Below are 16,564 nucleotides of genomic sequence, written 5' to 3' on the forward strand. Positions count from 1 at the left end.
CCTCTAATCCTTACATAACAACGTAACCAACGCATGCTCAGCCTGCATGATCATTGGATCTGTCGGCCCCGTGCCATGCCGTGCCAATACAACAGATTCGGTTGCATCTGGATCGGTGATCGGCAGGCTTATCACGCGGACCTGATCATAACTGAAGCCGTTTTTAGGGCTGGTATAGCTTATCCCGATGCCTTCCCCATGAGCGGCCAGGCTGCGCGAAAGCTCCAATGATTCCGCTCGGTGCGAGATTGTGGGGTTCAAACCTTTGCGTCTGAAAAGCGCGAGTACATGCTGTGCAGACAAACCCTCTTTAGACAGAATCAGTGGATATGACGCTAGCTCGGTCAGGGTTAGCTGCTTGGCCGCCGCCAGTGTATGATCAGGTGAAAGCAGTGCGTGTGGGGTGCTGTCGAACAACTTCTTGCAGGAAAAACCGGCATCCATGCCGAGGTCATAGGTGAGTGCAAAATCGTATCTGCCATCGATCAGGCCGGAAATCAGGCCTTCGAACGTCTCAACCCCGTGTGTCAGGACGACGTCGGGCAAAGCTTCTTGCAGGCGGTGCAGAGATTGGGCCAGAAGAAAGGGTGCCAGATCGACAAAGCATCCCAGGCGTAATCGGCGCTCGCCGGTTATCGGCTGCATTGACTGTTCCAAATGCGCAGCTCGCTTCAACAAGGCCTCGGCCTCTTCGATGAATTTGCGGCCCTGCGGGGTCAGCGCCATCGCGGCACCCCGTCTTCGGGCAAACAGTGGATATCCCAAACGTGATTCGACCCGGGTCAGCGCATTGGACAAGGCAGGTTGCGAGACATTTAGGCGTTGTGCCGCAGCAGACAGGCTGCCATGCCGACCGATGGCGCAAACATATTCGTATTGGCGCAGAGTGAGGTATAACATAGAGTTAATACCTAAATTGAAAGATATGATTTGAACAGATGTCTTATTCATGCGCAGATCGGGCGACAAATCTAAGGAGACCGCAATGACTCACCCTCTTGTTTCTCAGGCCATGATCGACAACTTCCAGACGGACGGCGTTGTGTTGGTTAAAGGCCTGTTCGCCGATCATATTGAAACCCTACGGGCCGGGGTTGCCGCGAATATGGCCGAGCCGGGTCCTTATGCTTCGGAGAACAGGAAAGATGGCGAAACCGGCCGTTTTTTTGACGACTATTGCAACTGGTCCCGTATCCCGCAGTTTCGTGAAGTGATCGAAAAATCTCCTGCTGCTGAAGTAGCGGCCGACCTCATGCAGTCGCAATCTGTGCAGATGTTCCATGACCATGTTCTGGTGAAGGAACCCGGAACCTCGATGGCAACGCCGTGGCATCAGGATGGGCCATACTATTTTGTGGATGGTCAACAGAATATCAGCTTCTGGTCACCGTTGGATCCGGTGAAACAAGCGACCTTGCGCTGCGTTGCCGGTTCGCACCGCTGGGAAAAAGAAGTGCTACCTACCCGCTGGGTCTCGGAAGAAGGTTTCTTCCCTGACGAGGGCCAGTACATGCCGATTCCGGACCCAGATGCCGAAAGGATGAAGATTGTAGAATTTGAAATGGAGCCCGGTGATGCAGTGGCCTTCAACTATCGCACGCTACACGGGGCCCGAGGCAATACTTCCGATAGCCGACGCAGGGCATTTTCGCTGCGATTGGTTGGTGATGATGCACGTTATGTCGAGCGTCCAGGCCGGACTTCGCCGCCATTTCCGGGACATGAAATGGTGCCTGGGCAAAGGCTGCGTGAGGACTGGTTCCCAGTTCTGCTACAGCGTTAGAACCTAGAACCACTGGCCCGATTCGATCAGGCCCAGATCCAGCAATTGGCGCGAATCCCACTCGAACGGAGTTGAATGGTTCCAGCAGAAGTTGGAGATATCGAACGTCGATCCGGCGTTCGTCTTCAATGCTTTGGCCGCCCGGAACGAACAGATCGCCGCGGTCAGGTTGTTGTGCCACGGGCAGGCGTAGGTGTTATATTCCGGCTCATTGAAAGTGTGATCAGGCAGAAGTCTCAGATCGGGTTTTGCTTTGAACAGCGAAATCCGATCGATCCGGCGTCGTTCATACGGGATATGATCTTCGAACCGCCAGCGCAGACCACCGGACATATCCAGTTGCCGCTCTAGCGGCTTGCCAGATGCGTCATGCCGCGTGTGGGCGTAGTATCCGGTCTTGTCCAGCATTGCGTGGTCGGGGGCCACTCCATTTGGATAGGCCGTCAGATCATTCGCATAAAGATCGATCACATGGGTCAGCATGGCCTGGCGCCGTTCTTCAGAATGGAAGGCCAGCAACTCTCCGACCGAGCGGGTCTCGCAGAAAGGGTAGAACAGATATTCAGAGTTGTAGCAGTAGTATACCCACGTGCCTTGAGCCGCCTGAATGATCCGATTGACGGCCTCAAATACGACGGTTCTGGGCGCGCAGGTCATCGTCACTCGATGAACCCTTTCCCCCAGCGCTTCATCCAGCGTGAATTCCTGGGGCAGGAATGTGATCACGGATTTGAACCCCAGCTTCAAATGATGGTGCAGCGTCCCTTCTAGCTCGACATCATCTTCGGCAAATATCAGTGCCACGGGTCCCTTGCTCAGGATCGACCGATCGGATTTCAGAAGGTGATCAAGGGATTCGTACTGCATCGTTGGTTTCGTTGCCGCCTTGCTGGAAATTCCCGCCAAATTCGGGTAATTGCGCCAGCATTGCAAGCGGCGTTCGATACGTATAGACGACGCCGACCCAGCGACTGCAAAGGCCAACCCATGTCTGAACCGAAAAAGCTGTTTATCAAGACCTATGGCTGTCAGATGAACGTCTATGACAGCGAACGCATGGCCGAAGCGCTGGGCGGACAGGGCTATGTCGAGACCAAATCGCCCGATGATGCGGATATGATCCTGCTCAATACCTGCCACATACGAGAAAAGGCAGCTGAGAAAGTCTATTCCGAACTGGGCCGTTTCAAGGGCCTCAAGGCGGAAAAGCCGGAACTTAAAATCGGTGTCGCAGGTTGCGTCGCTCAGGCCGAAGGCGAGGAAATCATCCGCCGCCAGCCGCTTGTCGATCTGGTGGTGGGGCCGCAAAGCTATCATCGCCTGCCCGAGATGGAGGCGAAGACGCGCGCGGGTGAAAAGGCGCTGGATACCGAGTTCCCCGAAGAAGACAAATTCGAAAAGCTCAAGAACCGCCCCAAGGCCAAGCGCGGACCGACGGCATTTCTGACCGTGCAGGAGGGGTGTGACAAGTTCTGTGCCTTCTGCGTTGTGCCCTATACACGCGGGGCCGAGGTCAGCCGCCCGGCAGATCGCATCCTGCGTGAGGCCCGCGATCTGGTTGAACGCGGTGTGCGTGAGATCACGCTGCTGGGGCAGAACGTCAATGCCTATCACGGGGCTGGACCGGACGGAGACATGACCCTTGCTGGTCTGATCTGGGAATTGAACAAGGTCGACGGGCTAGAGCGCATACGCTTTACCACCTCGCACCCGAACGACATGGATGATGCGCTGATCGAAGCGCATGGCACCTGTGAGAAGTTGATGCCATATCTGCATTTGCCGGTGCAGTCGGGGTCGGACAAAATTCTAAAGCGGATGAACCGCAGCCATACGGCTGAAAGCTATCTGCGATTGATCGAGCGTATCCGAAAAGCGCGCCCCGATATTCTGATGTCCGGCGATTTCATCGTGGGCTTCCCGGAAGAGACGGAAGAGGATTTTCAGGCCACTCTGGATTTGGTCGAAGAGGTCAAATACGGCTACGCCTATTCCTTCAAATACTCGACGCGACCCGGCACACCTGCAGCAGAACGGCCACAGGTCGAGGCCGAAGTGGCGGATGCACGCCTGCAGCGCTTGCAAGGGTTGATCACGCGCCACCAGCGCGAGATTCAGGACTCGATGGTCGGAAAGACAGTTAATGTCCTGTTTGAAAAGCCTGGGCGGCAACCGGGCCAGATGGTTGGAAAATCCGAGTATCTGCATGCGGTTCACGTCGCGGACGCTGATATCACGAGCGGCGACTTACGTAAGGTAAGGATAAAATCGTCTGGCGCGAACTCGCTGGGTGGTGAGTTGGTCTGATCCCTTGTGGCTTGCCCGCAAAGGGTTTTCGCCTTGAAATTTAACCCTTGATTTATGGCTTGGAACTATGTTCCGAGGAAGGCTAGATTTTTCTGGGCCGAATTTTGGGTGTCGACAAACGCACCGACCCCGCCTGACGGCCCGCCTTTGCGGAGGGTACGAGTAGTGAGCTGGATACGTTTTCCGAGTGTAAACCTTTCCCGTGTTTTGTCGGCGACTGTCGTGTTGCTATCTTGCGCTGCCCCGACTTTGGCCGGCGATGTCGTCGGGGAAGTCACTGAGCCCGACGTAATCTCGTCTCAGCGTTTCGCGCGCGACGTCAATGCGTTCTATCTGGGGGTCAGCGCCGGACATGCCTCGGGCGGTTCGGACGAGTTTGGCCTGCGCGTGAACGACGGAGACACGTTTGCTGCGGGCGACCTTAAGCCAAGCGGAAATTTCGCAGGTTTTCGCGGTGGCTGGCGCGGTATTCTGCCAGCCAGAGGTGGGCGCGACTATGTGTATGGGCTGGAAGTCGGCTATGACTTTGGCACGCTCGATGACATCACCTCGTCCCGATCCGGCGGGGCAGAGGTCAGCGGCAGATCCGCGATATCGGATGTATTGTCCATCCGCCTGCGGAACGGGCTTACCAACCGCAGCGGCAGTGTCCTCTATTTCGTGACTGTGGGTTATGTCCGCGGCGATATCACCACGTCAGGCTCACTAACTGATGCAAGCGGGACAAGCCGATTTGAGAGCGAGGACCGCCGACAAGGTTTCTCGGCCAGCTTGGGCGCTGAACACAAACTGAACGAAAATTGGTCGATCACCGGCGAGATCGAGTACCTGCAGTTCGAATCAAAAACGGTCGAACTGGGTCCGTCATTCTCGACCAAATCGACGCCAAGCTATCGCGGACTGCGGATCGGGTTGAACTATACATTCTGATATCCGCGCGATTGGCGTTTAAAGTTGGCTGTTTCAGCGTTCATCGGCGCATTTGTCATGAGGTGTGCAAATTTTGAAACTGCCGCTTGCGTCTACCTCTTCAGTTTGTCTACGCTCAAGGTGAACCGCCAAGACAGGAGAACGGATTGGCCATCGGTGCCCTGACCCCACCGCAAGATGACATGCCCCAGCGTGAGGCGCTTGTTGAATTTCCAGACAACAGATTATTGATCGATTTGTGCGGAGAGTATGACCGCAACTTGACCGATATCGAACAGAAGCTCTCGGTGCAGATTGTGCGACGCGGCAATCAGCTTGTCGTGCTGGGCGACGAGGATTCGCAAAAGCAGGCGATTGAGGTTCTACAGGCCCTCTATACACGGCTCGAAGGTGGGCGTGATGTGGAAGCCGCAGATGTCGACCGCGAGTTGCGCATGGGCAATTCCGAGGTCGGAACTGGCACGCGCGATGGTGACCAGCTTGAGATGTTCAAGGGTGGCACGGTCGAGATCAAGACACGCAAAAAACTGGTCGAGCCGCGCACCGACGCCCAGAAGGCCTATGTGCAGTCGCTGTTCAACAACGAACTGGCCTTTGGCATTGGACCCGCGGGCACCGGCAAAACCTATCTGGCCGTTGCGGTCGGGGTGTCCATGTTCATTGGCGGGCACGTTGACCGCATCATTCTCAGCCGTCCGGCGGTCGAGGCCGGTGAAAAGCTCGGTTACCTGCCCGGTGACATGAAGGATAAGGTCGATCCCTACATGCAGCCGCTTTATGATGCGCTGAATGATTTCCTGCCCGGAAAACAACTTGCCAAGCTGATCGAAGAAAAGCGGATCGAGATTGCTCCGCTTGCCTTCATGCGCGGTCGTACGCTGGCAAATGCATTTGTGGTGCTGGACGAGGCGCAGAATGCCACAACGATGCAGATGAAGATGTTCCTGACCCGGCTTGGTGAAGGTAGTCGGATGGTTATCACCGGCGACCGGTCTCAGGTTGACCTGCCGCGCGGTGTGCAATCGGGTCTCAAGGATGCCGAACGGTTGCTGAAAACGATCCCGAATATCAGCTTCAACTATTTCACCTCGAAAGATGTCGTCCGCCATCCGCTTGTCGCCGCCATTATCGAGGCGTATGAGGCCGATGCGGGGCGCGAAACCGGATAACTTTCAAGGCGCCGATTGAAGCTGGGCTCGGAGCCAAAGGTATGAATCTGGAAATCACGCTTGAGGATGATCGCTGGCGCGGGCTGGAGCCTTTGGCCACGCGCGCAATTGCTGCTGTTCTGGAGTATTGCGATCTTGAGGCGGATCAATGCGAAATCAGCTTGCTGGGCTGCGATGATGCACGGATCGCTGAATTGAATGCTGAATTTCGTGAAAAATCCACGCCGACCAACGTCCTCAGCTGGCCTGCCGAAGAACTGGCCCCGGATCGGGCGGGAGACACTCCGCCGGCTCCGCAACCTGACTTTACTGGCGAAATCGTGCTGGGCGACATTGCGATCTCTTATGACACCTGCGCGCGCGAAGCAGCTGAAGCCGGCAAAAGCACCGACGATCACGTGACGCATCTGATCGTTCACGGTACACTACATTTGCTGGGGTATGATCACATTCGTGACCTCGACGCCACTTTGATGGAAAGGGTCGAGGTCGAGATACTTGGCAAACTGGGTATAGATGACCCATATAATGTATGACATGGGCACCTTTGCCCGATCATTTGGAACAGGATAATGGGCGAAACAGACGGCAGTTCTAGGGCGGCGCATGGCGCGCATTCTCAGAACAGCAGCAATGACAGCGACGAAAGAGGCGGGCTTTTTTCTCGACTCATCGACGTATTTTCTTCTCAGGGCGAAGAGACCAGCCAGCTAAACGGGGCAGAGGTCGTCAGCGCTCAGCCAAGGGGCATGATCAACCTGCGCAGAATGCGGGTCGAAGATGTTGCGATCCCAACAGCCGAAATCGTATCGGTCCCCTCGACAACCCCGAAAGACGAACTTGTCCAGATTTTCCGCGACAGCGGCTTGTCACGCATTCCGGTTTACGATGGCACTTTGGATACGCCATTGGGGTTTGTGCATCTCAGGGACTTTGCGCTGACTCATGGCTTTAACGGCAACTCTTCCGAGTTCGATCTGAGGTCGATGCTGCGGACATTGCTGTTCGTGCCACCATCGATGCCAATTGGCGTTTTGCTGACCAAGATGCAGACAGAACGTCGCCATATGGCTCTGGTGATCGATGAATACGGTGGAGTCGATGGTTTGCTGACTATCGAAGATCTGATTGAACAGGTTGTCGGAGAAATCGCCGACGAACATGATGCCGACGAAGATCAGCTATGGATACAAGAGAAACCCGGCTGCTACGTGGTTCAGGCGCGTGTACCACTTGAAGAGTTCGAGGCCGAGATTGGCCGCTCTCTGACCAGCCACGAAGATGTAGACGAAGAAGAGATCGACACATTGGGCGGTTTGGTCTTCATGCTCTCGGGGCGGGTTCCGGCGCGTGGTGAGGTTGTATGCCACCCCGAAGGGCCCGAGTTCGAGGTCATTGACGCAGACCCGCGCCGCATAAAACGGTTGCGTGTCATGCTGCCGGATATTGTTGCATGAACCCTGCCGAGGGGTGGCCCTTTTGGCTGCGGTTGGTGCTGGCGGCGCTGTTGGGTGTCGCAGCGGCCAGTGGTCAGGCACCATTGGGATATTGGCCAATAAGCTTGCTGTCGCTGGTGCTGATAGCGCCGTTGTATCTGAGCACTGAGACAAATCGTCGAGCGGTTTTGCTGGGTTGGGTCTTCGCAACGGGCTATTTTGCGCACGCATTAAGCTGGATTATCGAGCCGTTTCTGGTTGATGTCCAACGCCATGCGTGGATGGCCCCTTTTGCTCTGATCTTCTTGTCGGGCGGGTTGGCCTTGTTCTGGGCGTTGGCCTTCGGAGTTTCGAAACGCATCGGTGGAGCGCCCGTCTTGCAGGGGGCATTGCTGTCTGTAACGCTGGCGCTGGTCGAGTTTGCGCGTGGCTACATTCTGACCGGATTTCCTTGGGCAGGCATCGCGCAGATTTGGGTAGATACGCCATTTGCCCAGACTCTGTCACTTGTCGGCCCTTATGGATTGGGAGCGCTGACACTGCTTGCCACAGTGCCATTGGGCGCAGCCTTGTTCAGCAATCGTACCCGAAGCGGCATCGTTGTACCTATCGCGTTGACCGCAGGCTGTGCGGCCTTGGCTTTGCTCTATGCAGCGAACCGACCTCCAGTCATGCCCTCTGGTCATATCGTGCGGCTGATTCAACCCAATGCACCCCAGCACCAGAAATGGGATCCTGCCTATGCGTCAGTGTTTTTCGCACGCCAACTTGAATTCACAGCGGCCGAGCCCCGCCCAGACCTAATCGTCTGGCCGGAAACCTCGGTCCCAGCATGGCTGGGCAGCGCACAGCCCTATCTTTCAGCAATTGGCGAAGCGGCACAGGGCGCCCCGGTAGTCTTGGGCATTCAGCGTGCCGATGGGCAGCAGATCTATAACTCGATGATCTATCTAAATGAGGAGGGTCAGCAAGACGGGCTATACGATAAACATCACCTGGTGCCCTTTGGGGAATACGTGCCATTTGGTGAAGTGATGGCACGGTTCGGTATCTACGGGATGGCCGCAACCACAGGGAATGGCTTTAGCGCGGGGCCAGGTGCCGCATTGATGGATGTAGGCGTGCTTGGCAAGGCGCTGCCGCTGATCTGCTACGAGGCGGTATTCACGCAGGATATTTTATCCGCGCCGGATCGTGCGGATTTTCTTTTGCAGATTACAAACGACGCTTGGTTCGGAACGCGTTCCGGCCCGTATCAGCACCTCGCCCAGGCGCAGATGCGTGCAATCGAACAAGGCCTACCGATGTTGCGCTCGGCCAATACCGGAGTTTCGGCAATGATTGGCCCATTGGGGCGGATCACCGAGGCGCTGGCGCTTGGGCAGGCGGGGTTTATCGACGCCGAATTGCCGCGTCCTCATGCCCCTACCGTTTATTCTCGAATTGGAGACAGTCCGGTATTTTTAGCTTTGTTGGTGCTATTTGCGCTGCTATGTCGGTACGCCCGGCGCGTAAACGACCAATTTCCGATTGACCCTGTCAAACGCTAAGCGTATTCGATCACACGCCTGCCACAACGGCTTCCTGACGTGGTGGGGAAATCTTAATGGAGCACTTTCATGTCCCGACAGAATTATATTTTTACTTCGGAATCCGTTTCCGAAGGGCACCCGGATAAGGTCTGCGATCGTATTTCCGATGCAGTACTAGACGCATTCCTGCGCGAAGAACCCGAGGCCCGCGTGGCCTGTGAAACATTTGCCACTACCGATCGTGTGGTTATTGGCGGCGAAGTGGGTCTGTCGGATCAGGACAAGCTGCATGATTATATGGCGCATATCGACGATATCGCGCGGGCATGTATCAAAGATATCGGCTACGAGCAGGACAAGTTTCACCACGAAACCGTCGAAGTGACGAACCTGTTGCACGAGCAGTCGGCTCATATCGCGCAAGGCGTGGATGCTGCCGATAACAAAGACGAAGGTGCAGGCGATCAGGGCATCATGTTCGGCTATGCCACGACCGAGACGCCAGCGCTTATGCCTGCACCGATCCAATACTCGCATGCTATCCTTCGCCGTCTCGCTGAAGTTCGCAAAAATGGCAGTGAACCCGCCCTTGGCCCGGATGCAAAATCACAGTTGTCTGTTATCTATCGCGACGGCACGCCAGTCGGTGTCAGCTCAATCGTGCTGTCGACGCAGCACATGGATGAGGCGCTGACCTCGGGTGATATTCGCGCCATTGTCGAGCCCTATATCCGTGAAACCCTCCCTGACGGCTGGCTGACCGCCGAAACCGAATGGCACGTGAATCCCACCGGCAAGTTCGTCATCGGCGGTCCGGATGGTGATGCGGGTCTGACCGGTCGCAAGATCATCGTCGACACTTATGGCGGTGCAGCACCTCACGGTGGTGGCGCATTCTCGGGCAAAGATCCAACCAAGGTGGACCGCTCGGCGGCTTATGCAGCGCGTTATCTGGCCAAGAATGTCGTTGCTGCAGGGATGGCAGAGCGCTGCACCATTCAGTTGAGTTATGCGATTGGGGTGTCAAAGCCCCTATCGATCTATGCCGACACGCATGGAACTGGCCAGATTGCCGATGCAGTGATCGAAAAAGCAGTTGGGCAGGTGATGGACCTGACTCCGCGCGGAATTCGCCAACATCTGCAACTCAACAAGCCGATTTATCAGAGGACCGCTGCTTATGGCCACTTTGGTCGTGAACCCGATGCGGACGGCGGATTCAGCTGGGAGCGCACCGATCTAGTGGACGCGCTGAAACAGGCGGTCTGATCAAAAAATTAGAAAAACGCGCCGGTTTCGGCGCGTTTTTTGCAAGCGGGCGACCACTTGCAACAATTTCAGCCCCGCAGTATGGGCTGCGCCATGAGTACAAAGAGCCCAAAACGCCCGCGCAGAAATTTTTATGGCCGCTTTAAGGGCAAAACCCTGAAGCCCAGTCAAAAGACTTATCTGTCGGAAGACCTTGCTGCCTTGTCCCCCGGTGCGGTGGATTGGGACGGTAATCCTGAACGCGATCCGCTTGATCTCGACGGTCTATTCAGAGGCAAGCCTGTTTGGCTTGAGGTCGGCTTTGGCGGCGGTGAGCATCTGGTACATCAGGCTCAGCAAAACCCGGATATCGGCATCATCGGAGCCGAACCCTATATAAATGGTGTTGCGATGCTGTTGGGTAAAATCCGTCAGGCCGGTGTTGAAAACCTTGCCGTACATCCCGGGGACGCGCGAGACTTGTTCGACGTTTTGCCAGAAGCCAGCATATCGCGCGCTTTTCTGCTCTATCCCGATCCATGGCCCAAAACACGGCATCACCGCCGTCGGTTTGTCACACCTGAACATCTGGAGCCTTTAGCGCGCGCGTTAAAGCCAGGCTCAATCTTTCGCGTTGCCACAGACATCCCTGACTATGTGCGCCAAACGCTGGAAGAGGTGCCGCGGGCAGGCTTCGAATGGCTGGCCGAGCGCCCCGCCGACTGGCGGGAGCCGTGGGATGACTGGATTTCCACGCGCTACGAACAGAAGGCGCTGCGCGAAGGCCGTACACCCCATTACCTGACCTTCCGCCGCAAAAACTGATTGTCGCTGGACCAACCGGCCCCAATTCGCTAATCGGCCTGAGGACTGATAGCGAAAACAGGAGCCCCCATGTCCGGACACGGCACGCCCATCCCGATGACTTCGCAGCCTTGCGGCCCGCTGACAGGCACCGCAGAGGTGCCCGGGGACAAGTCGATCTCGCACCGGTCCCTGATCCTGGGGGCAATGGCTGTGGGAGAAACCAAGATATCGGGCCTGCTGGAAGGCGAGGACGTATTGGACACCGCTAAGGCCATGCGTGCCTTTGGGGCCGAAGTAACGGATCATGGCGGTGGTGAATGGTCGGTGCATGGCGTGGGCGTTGGTGGTTTTTCCGAACCAGATCAGGTAATCGATTGTGGCAATTCGGGCACTGGCGTGCGCCTGATCATGGGGGCGATGGCGACTTCTCCGATCACAGCGACCTTCACCGGAGATGCGAGCCTGAACAAACGTCCGATGGCGCGCGTCACCGATCCGCTGGCGCTGTTCGGAACCCAATCTGTCGGCCGAGACGGTGGACGTCTGCCGATGACCATTATCGGTGCTGCGGACCCCACCCCGGTGCGCTATGAGGTGCCTGTGCCGTCGGCGCAGGTGAAATCCGCCGTTCTGCTGGCAGGGCTTAACGCCCCCGGCAAGACCATCGTGATTGAGAAAGAAGCGACTCGCGATCATTCCGAACGGATGCTTGCGGGCTTCGGCGCAGAAATCACGGTCGAGGACACGGATGAAGGGCGCGTTATCACGTTGACCGGTCGGCCCGAGCTGAAGCCACAAGTCATCGCCGTGCCGCGCGACCCGTCCAGTGCAGCCTTTCCGGTCTGTGCCGCACTGATCACACCGGGCTCGGACGTGTTGGTCCCCGGTATCGGCCTGAACCCGACCCGCGCAGGCCTGTTCACCACGCTGCGCGAAATGGGTGCCGATCTGAACTACGAAAACGAGCGCGAAGAAGGGGGTGAGCCGGTTGCCGATCTGCGTGCAAAATACTCGCCCAACATGAAGGGGATCAACGTCCCGCCCGAACGCGCGGCGTCGATGATCGATGAATACCCGGTGCTGTCTGTTGTGGCCGCAAATGCGACCGGCACAACAATGATGGGCGGCGTGAAAGAGCTGCGCGTCAAGGAAAGTGACCGGATCGACGCAATGGCCCGTGGCCTGCGCGCCAACGGTGTGACCGTGAACGAGGGTGACGAATGGTGGTCAGTCGACGGTCTCGGCATCGGCGGTGTGCCCGGTGGTGGGACCTGCGAAAGCTTCTTGGACCACCGCATTGCCATGTCGTTCATGGTCATGGGGATGGGGGCTAAAAAGGCGGTTTCGGTGGATGACGGCGGACCGATCGCAACGTCGTTCCCGATTTTTGAGCCTTTGATGGCCGCGCTCGGTGCCAAGGTCGAGCGTACATGAGATTCACCGTAGCTATCGACGGCCCTGCGGCGGCGGGCAAGGGGACGATTTCCAAGGGCGTTGCCGCGCATTTCGGGTTTGCGCATCTGGATACCGGTCTTCTCTATCGCGCGGTGGGGCGTCGTATGCTGCAAGGTGACGAACCGGTTGCAGCGGCAGGGTCCCTGACAGCAGAAGAATTGCAGCAGGGTGATCTGCGTACGGCTGAGATCGCACAGGCGGCCTCGAAAGTTGCGGTCATTCCTGAAGTCCGAAGCGCACTCGTTGATTTTCAGCGGGCGTTTGCCCGTCGCGCCGGAGGCGCCGTGCTGGACGGGCGCGATATTGGAACCGTGATTTGCCCAAACGCTGAGGTCAAACTGTTTGTCACCGCCAGTCCCGAAGTCCGGGCGGAACGGCGATATCTAGAGCTTTCGGCCAAAGGTTCGGACGTGTCACGCGAACAGGTGCTTGCGGATGTCAAAGAGCGTGACTCACGTGACGCGGATCGCAACACTGCGCCGATGAAACCTGCAGATGACGCCGTGCAGCTTGATACGTCAAACCTGAGCATCGAGGCCGCTTTGGCACGGGCGCTCGAAACGATAGAACAGAACCTGCCCGCAGCCTGAAGTGGCTGCGGACAAGGGTCCGTCAGTTACAATTCACCAACTGCGATGCTCTTGATATTGGCCCACTGGTCATCTGCGGTTTTAGCGGTGCCGGTGACGTCTTTCAGGAAAGCAGCGCGGGTATCAGCATTCAGGAACAGATACAGCTTGCCGTCTGCGATCAGGTACTGATCCGGGTCGCCGTCGAACTTTTTGCCAACAGACACCCCGAACGAACAATAGCCACCGTGCTGGGGCAAGTAAGCCGCCGGATTGGCCTCGAACGCTTCAAGGTTTTCCGCGCTGGTGAAGTAATAGGATGCGCCGTCATAAGTCGCCGAATGATTGGCGAAGCCTTCTACCGGATTGCCATTGTTGACAAGCGCGACCAGATCGACGCCATGGGCTGCCAGGGGTGCACCAGCCGCCGACAGGCCTTTGGAGACGTTGATTTCGTCTGCGGCAAAAGCCGGAGCTGCCAGGGCCAGAGTTGCGGCTAATGCAGTAAGTGCGAGCGATTTCATGGTAGGGGTCCTTTCCCTTTTTGGTTCAAGGCTCGGGTCCGCCCCAAGCCGATGTAACTAAGTTAGAAAAGGTTATTCGGACGGGTAATCGCAGATAGGTCATGAGATTTTGCAGATCGTCCAAAGATCAGAGCGTTTTGCAAAAACTGTTCACATAGCTTTGTTTGGCCACCTGTCCGATGGCCGCCTAAGCTTGTTGGACAACCGTAGGAGTTGCCCATGATCAGACTAGCCCTGTTTTTGTTCTTTCTTGCAGGTAGCGTAGCTGCGCAGCAATCAGACGCGCCGGTGCCCGAGGCCGAACCTCCAATGACTTACGAGCGTCTGGGAAAAATCATCTTTGCGCTAGATCCCGAGGCGCAACCGATCGGGCCGGGGTTTGAGTTGACGATATCTGATGTGACGGTGCTGGTTGTCACCGATACCAATGCTGACCGCATGCGGGCGATGGTCGCGATCGGCAGTGCTGCGGATTTGTCGCCAGCCGATTTGCAACGGATGATGCAGGCAAATTTCGACAGCACGCTGGATGCGCGTTATGCGATCGCAAATGGCACCTTATGGGCTGCGTTCATTCACCCGCTTTCGCTGTTGCAAAGGGATCAGTTGATCTCGGGGCTGGCCCAGACTGTGAATATCGCCAACACCTATGGCACATTGTACACCGGTGGCGCGGCGGAATTCGGAGGGGGCGACAGCCATGATCTGCAGCGTGAGTTGATCGAAGAACTACTTAAAAAGGGTGAGGAAATCTAACACTCCGCTAAAACAGGTGCGCAGCCAGAAATCTGACGATGAATGTGCCTGCGGTCCTTGGCGTCATAGGCTCTAGCTGGATGCTGGAAAGCTGTTATAGTCCTTCCACAGCTAAATAAGGGAAAGCTGCTACGAAATCCCCAACACTCAAAAAAGGGGGAAGCAGCTAATAATTCCCAAGCCAACAGGGACAAAAAAATATGAATAATCGTTTGCGTAAGATCACCATCGTGGGTGGTGGTACGGCAGGTTGGATGACTGCGCTCATCCTGGACATGGTGTTCTCCCGCACGTCAGCACCCAAGGATCGCCCACGCATTTGCTTGATCGAAAGCCCCAACATCTCGACTGTGGGTGTCGGTGAAGCGACGGTGCCGCGTATGCCGGTCACGCTCCGTCAGGCGGGCATATCAGAGCGGGATTTCTTCCGCGAAACCAACGCATCGTTCAAGTTGGGAGTTAAGTTCTGCAATTGGAACAACGACGCCAAGGGCAATCGGATCGACTACGTAAACCCGTTTGCCCATGGTCAATTGCTGGAGGGATTGGAGGCTGCCGAGTATTTTCTGCGTTTTGGTAACGGGGATCGGGATTTCACGCAGTCAATCTCACCGCATGATGATCTGGCCCGGTTGTGCAAGGGTGCGCGCCCGTTGGGTGCACCTGAGTTCGAACAGCGGTTTGGCTATGCCTATCATCTGGATGCCGTGAAATTTGCGGGCATGCTGACAAAGGTCTGCGCCAAGCGCGGCGTCGAGCATATTCAGGATGAGGTGCAATCGGTCGAACTGGACGAGCAGGGCAATGTCAGCCACCTGATGTTAGAGCGCAAGGGACGCCATGACATTGAGATGGTCATAGATTGCACCGGTTTCCGGGGGTTGATCATCAATCAAGCGTTGGGCGAGCCGTTCATGGATTACTCGGACTACTTGCCCAACGACCGTGCCATGGCCTTGCAGATCGAGCACCCTAACCCCGAAAAGATCGAAAGCGTTACACGCTCGACCGCGCTTGGTGCGGGTTGGACGTGGCGTGTGCCGCTCTACAATCGTGTAGGTACGGGATATGTGTATTCATCCGCGCATCGGACCGATGATCAGGCGGCCGACGAATATCTTGAGTGGTTGGGCGACAGCGGCAAGGGGCTGACACCGCGCGTGATCCCAATGCGTGTTGGTCGTGTACGCAATGCCTGGGTTAAGAACTGCTTGGCGATCGGTTTGTCTGGTGGATTTATCGAACCGCTTGAAAGTACCGCGATCCACATGATCGATCACGCGATCCGCTGGTTTGCCGAGCATCTGCCGACCCGCGATATCGAGCCCGCGCTGCGCAACCGATATAACCGGCAGATGAACAAGCTTTATGACGAGGTACTGGATTTTATCTGCCTGCACTACCGGTTGGGTAACCGCACCGATGATCAATATTGGATCGACGCCCGCACCGAGATGAAGATTCCGGATCGGTTGGCCGAGAACCTTGAGCTGTGGCAGCATCGTCTGCCGATGGAACACGATATCGAGTTTGCGACGCTGTTCAATTTCCGCGTCTATCAGACGGTTCTTCTGGGCAAACAGGTGTATGATACGGGCTATGGCGAAGGTATCCGTGATCGTCTGCGACCGCTGAAGAAACCGATTTGGTTCCAGTGGTGGAAGGGGGCAAAAATGGACCTTGCGCAGATCCTCAAGACCATGCCAGATCACAAAACCCTGCTGCGAGATATCCGGGGCGAGTTGGAGAAGCCTGCCTTTGGCAAGGCCGCAATGGGGCAGCCGACTGTCGCAATGCCGGGCGCGAAACCGGCACCCGTGGTGATCGAGAACATGCCAAACCTCGCTGAGATTCAAAGCGGCAAGAAGGATCTGCAACTGTTCTAGCGCCGCATGGTATCATTCGGCAGAACTGACAAAGAAGGCCGGGGATCGGATCGCGTTTGCTTCGATGCCCGGACCCGATGTTCGGATTTTGTGGGATTGGCCAGTGTTTAAGGGCTTTGCTCTTGCACATGACACGGAATCCGCCTATACGCGCGCTGTCTG

General features: G+C 56.5%; 16 protein-coding genes and 1 riboswitch. Of the genes, 13 read left to right on the plus strand and 3 right to left on the minus strand.

The annotated features are described in order from the left end of the window. Positions 1 to 3: 3 nt before the first annotated feature. Positions 4 to 900, minus strand: coding sequence for a LysR family transcriptional regulator (locus ACRZ96_RS09505; protein WP_480771658.1), 897 nt, complete (start codon positions 898 to 900; stop codon positions 4 to 6). An 85-nt stretch (positions 901 to 985) separates the two neighbouring features. Between ACRZ96_RS09505 and ACRZ96_RS09510 the strand changes: the two genes are divergently transcribed. Beyond that, positions 986 to 1,783 (plus strand): phytanoyl-CoA dioxygenase family protein, encoded by a 798-nt coding sequence (locus ACRZ96_RS09510; RefSeq protein WP_223117640.1) that lies wholly within the window; start codon positions 986 to 988, stop codon positions 1,781 to 1,783. Between the two features lie 3 nt (positions 1,784 to 1,786). On the opposite strand, the gene ACRZ96_RS09515 is transcribed toward ACRZ96_RS09510, so the two are convergent. Then, a complete protein-coding gene (locus ACRZ96_RS09515) occupies positions 1,787 to 2,650 on the minus strand; it encodes a hypothetical protein (RefSeq protein ID WP_480814439.1) in 864 nt (287 codons plus the stop codon). 120 nt (positions 2,651 to 2,770) lie between these two features. Here ACRZ96_RS09515 and miaB point away from each other — a divergent pair, with 120 nt between their 5' ends. The 10 genes from miaB (at position 2,771) to cmk (ending at position 13,257) form a co-directional block, all read left to right on the plus strand. After that, positions 2,771 to 4,090, plus strand: coding sequence for a tRNA (N6-isopentenyl adenosine(37)-C2)-methylthiotransferase MiaB (gene miaB / locus ACRZ96_RS09520; protein ID WP_480814440.1), 1,320 nt, complete (start codon positions 2,771 to 2,773; stop codon positions 4,088 to 4,090). Between the two features lie 165 nt (positions 4,091 to 4,255). Next, positions 4,256 to 5,020 carry an outer membrane beta-barrel protein gene (locus ACRZ96_RS09525; RefSeq protein WP_170397562.1) on the plus strand — a complete coding sequence of 255 codons (765 nt, stop codon included), beginning with the start codon at positions 4,256 to 4,258 and terminating at the stop codon, positions 5,018 to 5,020. Between the two features lie 146 nt (positions 5,021 to 5,166). Continuing rightward, complete coding sequence (locus tag ACRZ96_RS09530; protein ID WP_170404555.1) at positions 5,167 to 6,189, plus strand: PhoH family protein; 1,023 nt, start codon at positions 5,167 to 5,169, stop codon at positions 6,187 to 6,189. 41 nt (positions 6,190 to 6,230) lie between these two features. After that, positions 6,231 to 6,725 (plus strand): rRNA maturation RNase YbeY, encoded by a 495-nt coding sequence (ybeY, locus tag ACRZ96_RS09535; protein WP_170404552.1) that lies wholly within the window; start codon positions 6,231 to 6,233, stop codon positions 6,723 to 6,725. 36 nt (positions 6,726 to 6,761) lie between these two features. After that, positions 6,762 to 7,646 (plus strand): hemolysin family protein, encoded by an 885-nt coding sequence (locus tag ACRZ96_RS09540; protein ID WP_170397541.1) that lies wholly within the window; start codon positions 6,762 to 6,764, stop codon positions 7,644 to 7,646. After that, positions 7,643 to 9,175, plus strand: coding sequence for an apolipoprotein N-acyltransferase (gene lnt / locus ACRZ96_RS09545; RefSeq protein WP_170636459.1), 1,533 nt, complete (start codon positions 7,643 to 7,645; stop codon positions 9,173 to 9,175). Before ACRZ96_RS09540 ends, lnt begins: the two co-directional genes overlap by 4 nt. Before the next feature lie 15 nt (positions 9,176 to 9,190). Next, positions 9,191 to 9,239: riboswitch (SAM-SAH riboswitch) on the plus strand. A gap of 5 nt (positions 9,240 to 9,244) precedes the next feature. Beyond that, positions 9,245 to 10,426 (plus strand): methionine adenosyltransferase, encoded by a 1,182-nt coding sequence (gene metK / locus ACRZ96_RS09550; RefSeq protein WP_480561127.1) that lies wholly within the window; start codon positions 9,245 to 9,247, stop codon positions 10,424 to 10,426. A gap of 93 nt (positions 10,427 to 10,519) precedes the next feature. Continuing rightward, positions 10,520 to 11,230, plus strand: coding sequence for a tRNA (guanosine(46)-N7)-methyltransferase TrmB (gene trmB, locus ACRZ96_RS09555; RefSeq protein WP_480771656.1), 711 nt, complete (start codon positions 10,520 to 10,522; stop codon positions 11,228 to 11,230). 69 nt (positions 11,231 to 11,299) lie between these two features. Beyond that, entirely contained in the window at positions 11,300 to 12,646 is a 1,347-nt protein-coding gene (aroA, locus tag ACRZ96_RS09560; protein WP_480814441.1) for a 3-phosphoshikimate 1-carboxyvinyltransferase, read from the plus strand. After that, positions 12,643 to 13,257, plus strand: a complete 615-nt coding sequence (gene cmk / locus ACRZ96_RS09565; RefSeq protein ID WP_170397526.1) for a (d)CMP kinase — start codon at positions 12,643 to 12,645, stop codon at positions 13,255 to 13,257. Before aroA ends, cmk begins: the two co-directional genes overlap by 4 nt. Positions 13,258 to 13,283: 26 nt before the next feature. Here cmk and ACRZ96_RS09570 read toward each other — a convergent pair whose 3' ends face one another. After that, positions 13,284 to 13,760, minus strand: coding sequence for a YHS domain-containing (seleno)protein (locus ACRZ96_RS09570; RefSeq protein ID WP_170397523.1), 477 nt, complete (start codon positions 13,758 to 13,760; stop codon positions 13,284 to 13,286). Positions 13,761 to 13,979: 219 nt separating this feature from the next. Between ACRZ96_RS09570 and ACRZ96_RS09575 the strand changes: the two genes are divergently transcribed. Beyond that, positions 13,980 to 14,516 (plus strand): hypothetical protein, encoded by a 537-nt coding sequence (locus tag ACRZ96_RS09575; RefSeq protein WP_170397520.1) that lies wholly within the window; start codon positions 13,980 to 13,982, stop codon positions 14,514 to 14,516. A gap of 200 nt (positions 14,517 to 14,716) precedes the next feature. Beyond that, positions 14,717 to 16,402, plus strand: coding sequence for a tryptophan halogenase family protein (locus tag ACRZ96_RS09580; RefSeq protein ID WP_170404526.1), 1,686 nt, complete (start codon positions 14,717 to 14,719; stop codon positions 16,400 to 16,402). Positions 16,403 to 16,564 lie beyond the last annotated feature (162 nt).

It is taken from the genome of Ruegeria sp. CF1, assembly GCF_056537445.1.

Excerpts from the sequence above, each read along its gene's own strand:
- ACRZ96_RS09505 (WP_480771658.1), bottom strand. The coding sequence starts at position 900 with ATGTTATACCTCACTCTGCGCCAATACGAATATGTTTGCGCCATCGGT.
- ACRZ96_RS09510 (WP_223117640.1), top strand. The coding sequence starts at position 986 with ATGACTCACCCTCTTGTTTCTCAGGCCATGATCGACAACTTCCAGACG.
- ACRZ96_RS09515 (WP_480814439.1), bottom strand. The coding sequence starts at position 2,650 with ATGCAGTACGAATCCCTTGATCACCTTCTGAAATCCGATCGGTCGATC.
- miaB (WP_480814440.1), top strand. The coding sequence starts at position 2,771 with ATGTCTGAACCGAAAAAGCTGTTTATCAAGACCTATGGCTGTCAGATG.
- ybeY (WP_170404552.1), top strand. The coding sequence starts at position 6,231 with ATGAATCTGGAAATCACGCTTGAGGATGATCGCTGGCGCGGGCTGGAG.
- ACRZ96_RS09540 (WP_170397541.1), top strand. The coding sequence starts at position 6,762 with ATGGGCGAAACAGACGGCAGTTCTAGGGCGGCGCATGGCGCGCATTCT.
- lnt (WP_170636459.1), top strand. The coding sequence starts at position 7,643 with ATGAACCCTGCCGAGGGGTGGCCCTTTTGGCTGCGGTTGGTGCTGGCG.
- metK (WP_480561127.1), top strand. The coding sequence starts at position 9,245 with ATGTCCCGACAGAATTATATTTTTACTTCGGAATCCGTTTCCGAAGGG.
- trmB (WP_480771656.1), top strand. The coding sequence starts at position 10,520 with ATGAGTACAAAGAGCCCAAAACGCCCGCGCAGAAATTTTTATGGCCGC.
- aroA (WP_480814441.1), top strand. The coding sequence starts at position 11,300 with ATGTCCGGACACGGCACGCCCATCCCGATGACTTCGCAGCCTTGCGGC.
- cmk (WP_170397526.1), top strand. The coding sequence starts at position 12,643 with ATGAGATTCACCGTAGCTATCGACGGCCCTGCGGCGGCGGGCAAGGGG.
- ACRZ96_RS09570 (WP_170397523.1), bottom strand. The coding sequence starts at position 13,760 with ATGAAATCGCTCGCACTTACTGCATTAGCCGCAACTCTGGCCCTGGCA.
- ACRZ96_RS09575 (WP_170397520.1), top strand. The coding sequence starts at position 13,980 with ATGATCAGACTAGCCCTGTTTTTGTTCTTTCTTGCAGGTAGCGTAGCT.
- ACRZ96_RS09580 (WP_170404526.1), top strand. The coding sequence starts at position 14,717 with ATGAATAATCGTTTGCGTAAGATCACCATCGTGGGTGGTGGTACGGCA.